Origin of the sequence: Streptomyces sp. NPDC093064 (genome assembly GCF_044754605.1) — a bacterium.
Taxonomy (GTDB): domain Bacteria; phylum Actinomycetota; class Actinomycetes; order Streptomycetales; family Streptomycetaceae; genus Streptomyces.
This window is the reverse complement of sequence record NZ_JBIVPK010000124.1, coordinates 1-4,026: the sequence shown is the minus strand read 5'-3', so window position 1 is coordinate 4,026 and position 4,026 is coordinate 1. Positions and strand designations below refer to the sequence as shown.

Annotated in this window: 5 protein-coding genes and 1 pseudogene; 2 read left to right on the top strand and 4 right to left on the bottom strand. The window is 65.6% G+C overall.

The genetic code is table 11. The features are described from left to right. The first annotated feature begins 323 nt into the window (after positions 1 to 323). A complete protein-coding gene (locus ACIQFZ_RS43190; RefSeq protein ID WP_402693973.1) occupies positions 324 to 776 on the top strand; it encodes a hypothetical protein in 453 nt (150 codons plus the stop codon). Between the two features lie 16 nt (positions 777 to 792). Here ACIQFZ_RS43190 and ACIQFZ_RS43185 read toward each other — a convergent pair whose 3' ends face one another. Together ACIQFZ_RS43185 and ACIQFZ_RS43180 are read right to left on the bottom strand one after the other, a co-directional pair. Further along, complete coding sequence (locus ACIQFZ_RS43185) at positions 793 to 1,140, bottom strand: hypothetical protein (protein WP_402693972.1); 348 nt, start codon at positions 1,138 to 1,140, stop codon at positions 793 to 795. Continuing rightward, entirely contained in the window at positions 1,110 to 1,505 is a 396-nt protein-coding gene (locus ACIQFZ_RS43180) for a hypothetical protein (RefSeq protein WP_402693971.1), read from the bottom strand. The genes ACIQFZ_RS43185 and ACIQFZ_RS43180 overlap by 31 nt, the downstream gene beginning before the upstream one ends. 432 nt (positions 1,506 to 1,937) lie before the next feature. Between ACIQFZ_RS43180 and ACIQFZ_RS43175 the strand changes: the two genes are divergently transcribed. Next, complete coding sequence (locus ACIQFZ_RS43175; protein ID WP_402693970.1) at positions 1,938 to 2,243, top strand: hypothetical protein; 306 nt, start codon at positions 1,938 to 1,940, stop codon at positions 2,241 to 2,243. A gap of 121 nt (positions 2,244 to 2,364) precedes the next feature. Here ACIQFZ_RS43175 and ACIQFZ_RS43170 read toward each other — a convergent pair. Then, positions 2,365 to 2,586, bottom strand: a pseudogene (locus tag ACIQFZ_RS43170) (integrase core domain-containing protein); the annotation flags it as partial. Between the two features lie 16 nt (positions 2,587 to 2,602). Then, the gene (locus ACIQFZ_RS43165; protein WP_402693969.1) at positions 2,603 to 3,673 is read right to left on the bottom strand and encodes an IS110 family transposase; all 1,071 of its coding nucleotides are present in this window, start codon (positions 3,671 to 3,673) and stop codon (positions 2,603 to 2,605) included. Positions 3,674 to 4,026: the final 353 nt, after the last annotated feature.

Genomic DNA, 4,026 nt, shown 5'->3' with positions numbered 1-4,026 from the left:
CCCAATGATCACGAAGCCCGTGCCTGCTCTGCTATGCACCCCAACCGGTCACGGCCCGACCCAGCCGCACGACTCCGGAACTTGACCAAGCCCTGTCTTGTACTCCGCGGAATACCGGCGCGGACCGGTCGAACGGACTTCCACCTGCGGATCAGGGGTCCCGTGGTCATTCGTGCTGGCCACCCGGGCACTACTCCCTCTCCGCCCTCGACTCAATGAATCATCCAGTATGCCTGACTCAACCAATTTTGACAGGGAGGGAAGCGCTCCGCGCTCTGCTTCTCCATCAAACCCTGCCGGCAGCCCACCGGGCCATCGGCATCATGCTCGTCCTCTTCGGACAGCCCCTCGCCAGGGTCGTGACGATGCGCATGGACGACTTCCGTGAAGGCCCGAACGGGCTGGAGGTGAAGCTCGGCAGAGACTGGATCGGGGTTCCGGAGGCGGCAGCCGCCGTGATCCGGGTGCATCTCGCTTCTCGACCCGGCCTCAGCACGGCCGCGAACCCGGACTGTCCGCTGGTGTTTCCCGGGCGCATGCCCGGGCGGACGATGCACGTCTACAGCGTTGCAACGATTCTCCGCGAATCCGGAATCCCGGCCATGGCCTCACGCTCCAGAGCCTGGATCCAGATGGTCCGTCAAGCCCCGCCGGCCGTCCTGGCAGACGCCCTGGGCGTGAATCCTCAGACGGCGATGCGCTATGCCGAGCGAGCCGGAACGGACTACCTGGGCTACCCGGCCCTGCGAAGTCTCCAGGGACCCGAAGGCGCTTGAGGCGCTCGACTCAAGATCAGGACGTGGCCCAGGCTTCAGCGCGCCAGCCCGGCAGTTCCTTGTCCAGCCACTCCTCGACGGTCCTTCGCCAAGGATCCGAGGGATCGCTGTCGGCGACGTCGGCCCAGGCGTCCTCCGCCATATCGGGGTCGATGAACAGGCTGTCGAGGTACGCGTCGAAGTTGTCGGCGACCTTCGTGAAGACATGGTTGCCCAGATACCCCGGCCAGGCGATGGCGTGGACGAACGCATGGAGCTGACCATGAGTGGCCGGGTTCAGGTCCAGGAAGAGGGTGTCGCTGCCGCCGTTGCGGGCGATGGGCAGCAGGCCGGTCAGGGTGGGTGCGAAGGTGACCTTCCACAAGCCCCGCCCGGCCGCAGATGCAGCAGACTCCACACGTGCCGACGCACCCGCGCCCGCACCTTTGCGATCTTCGCCAGGGTGACCTCGTCGAGCGCGGCCAGCGTGCGCCGGGCGGTGGAGTCCGAGGCCGCGAACCCGAACAACGGCCGGTGATGCAACTGGAGTTGCTCGGCCTCCGACAGGTTCGCCGCCCCCAGCACGATCGCGACCGCCAGTTGAACCAGCACTGCCGCACGGTCCCGCCAGCCGGCCACCGTGCTGGACGGCAGCACCTTCGCCAGCGTGTCCGTCAGCCCCGTCCGGTCCGCACACCGACGCAGCAGCACCGCCCCGGCATGCCCGACCAGCCTCTTCCCGTCAGCCACCACGGACAGCCGACGATCCCACCCTGTACGCTCAACCACCAGAAAGGTGCCTTGCTCCCGCAGCGGATACGACCTAGACACTCGCATCCTCGCAGGTCAACGGCACCTTTCTGCTATCGGGGCGTCAGATCACCCAATTCCACTGAATACCCAGGGTTAGCGCAGGTGCGTGTTGGACAGACCGATCGCCGACGGGTAGACAAGCACGCGAAGCTCCTGGTGAGCATGGGGGATCGTGGTCGTGAACCCGTCTATCAGGAGCTCTGCTGTTGAGCGTGACCAGGACCAATGAAGAGTCGGCACGTTGGCAGAAGCAGAAGCTCGCTGTACCGATCATTTCGAGAAAGGAGCTTCGATGAAGGTCTCGCGTACTGCGATGCGCACCTTCGCCGTGCTCACTGTCGTCGGCCTCGCCGTTGGAATGGCCGGCTCTTGAGCGCCCGCCGGTGGATCATTGCCGTCTGGGCGGGGCTGTGTCTGGCCGGCATCGCCGCCACCTCCGCCCTCAACGCCGGGACGTACAGGGACAAGCCGGAATCTCCACCCGAGGAGCCGGTGCCGACGGACACGCACGTCGTCGACTGCAAGGCGATCGCCGACGACATCGAACAAGCCCGCGCCGAGGCGGAGCGGGAGCGGCAGGAAGAGCCCTTGAAGGGCAGAGCCACCGCGAAGGCTGTCCGGGTACCTGAGGAGTGCGCGGACGAACTCGAAGACCGTGGCCTGAAGGCACGCTGAGGATGGCACTTCCCACGACTGTGCGTCTTGGCGCCTCCTGCGCAAGCCACGATGCAGCACCAACAACCAGATCACAGACCTGGCCAAAGCTGTTTGAACCGCCCCGGGTTCGGTAGAGATCTCAGATTGTGGTTGTGACCTGTGGTTTTGTGGATTCCATGTAGTGGTTGGCCTCGTACTCGACGGGCGGAACGTGGCCTATCTCACCGTGCAGTCTGCGGTGGTTGTACCAGTCGACCCACTCGGCGGTGGCCAACTCCACCTGGGAGAGCGACTTCCAGGGCGTTTGCGGTTTGATCAACTCGGTTTTGTACAGGCCGATCGTTGATTCCATCAGGGCGTTGACGCTCCTATAGTTGTCAACTCGCCGCGGAGGCCCTCCGTGGGGCCGGCCGAAGCAGGTGGTAGACCTCGCGGATGACGTAGCGCTTGAGGCATCTGATGATCTCGCGTTTCGTCTTGCCCTCGGCGGTGCGGCGGGCGACGTAGTCGATCGTGGGCTGGTGGAACCGCATTCGGACGATGACGGTTCTGTAGATCGCGGCGTTCAGCTGGCGGTGGCCGCCGTGGTTGATGCGATGTCTGCCGCCAGTCATGCCGGAGCCGGTGGGCACGGGAGCGATGCCCGCGAGCTTGGCGAGTGCGGCCTCAGACTTGATCCGCTCGGGGTTGTCGCCGGTCACGACGAGGATCTCCGCGGCCGTGTCCACGCCGATACCGAAAGGCTCGAGCAGTTGCGGGGCGACCCGCTGGACCAAGTCGCCAATCATCTTCGTTAGTTCCTTGGCCTCGGCGTCCAGGTACTGCCACCGCTTGGCGAGCGTTCGCAGGGTGTGCCGAAGGGCGTCCTCGGGTCCTTCCAGACGGCGAGGACGCAGAGCTGCCAGCTGCCGCGCCAGGCTGATCTGTGTCTTGCCGGCAGTCTCCCGACGCAGGGCGTCCGAGGCGTGGACGAGCATCGCCTTGATTGTGACCATCGCCGCCGCACGCTGTTCAACGGCTTGGTCATGGGCGATCTTGAGCTGGCGAATCATCTCGGCCTCGCCGTCGGCGGTCTTCGGCGTGGCCGTCGCAAACCCGGCCAGCACGGCGCGGGCGGCGTTTTCGGCGTCCAGGGTGTCGGACTTTCCGTTCATGCGCCGCAGCCGCCGGTCCGGGCGTCCGGCCTCGACCACCTTGTGACCGGCCCTGCGCAGGAATGAGGTCAACGTGGCACCGTAGGAGCCGGTGCCCTCGATCCCGAAGGTCAGAACGTTACCGAACGAGCCTGCCCAGTCCGCCAGTTGCTGGAAACCGCCGGTGTCGGTGGGAATCGTGAGGGTGGCCAGGATGCCGCCGATTGTGTCCATCACCGCTGCGACGTGCACGTGCTTGTGCGTATCGACGCCGACCACGACGTGCCCGGATCTGGGTTGCTCGCTGGTCTGCACGGAGTTCCTTCCGGTCGGTAGCGTGGGGTTCACGCTGTCGCCGGTCGGACGGACAGGACTGTCACGGGGACGCTTTGGCGAGTCGGCTCCAGGCTCCTATCAGGTCACGTCCGTCCGGCGGCAGCGCTTGCTGCGTGCCCGGCCGGGCGGTCGACAGATCAACGCCAGGACACTCACGGGGTCAGTCATAAGCAAGAGTCAGACCGCCTCAGCCGGGGCTACCCGATCCTTGCGGGATCCGGTGCGAAAAGACTGACAGTCGTAGGCGTCGCCGACCGAGCCGATGGAGGCGGCGATGCCAGCGGCGTCCAGATGCTCGGCGAGCTTGAACGATGTGTATTGCGACCCGGCGT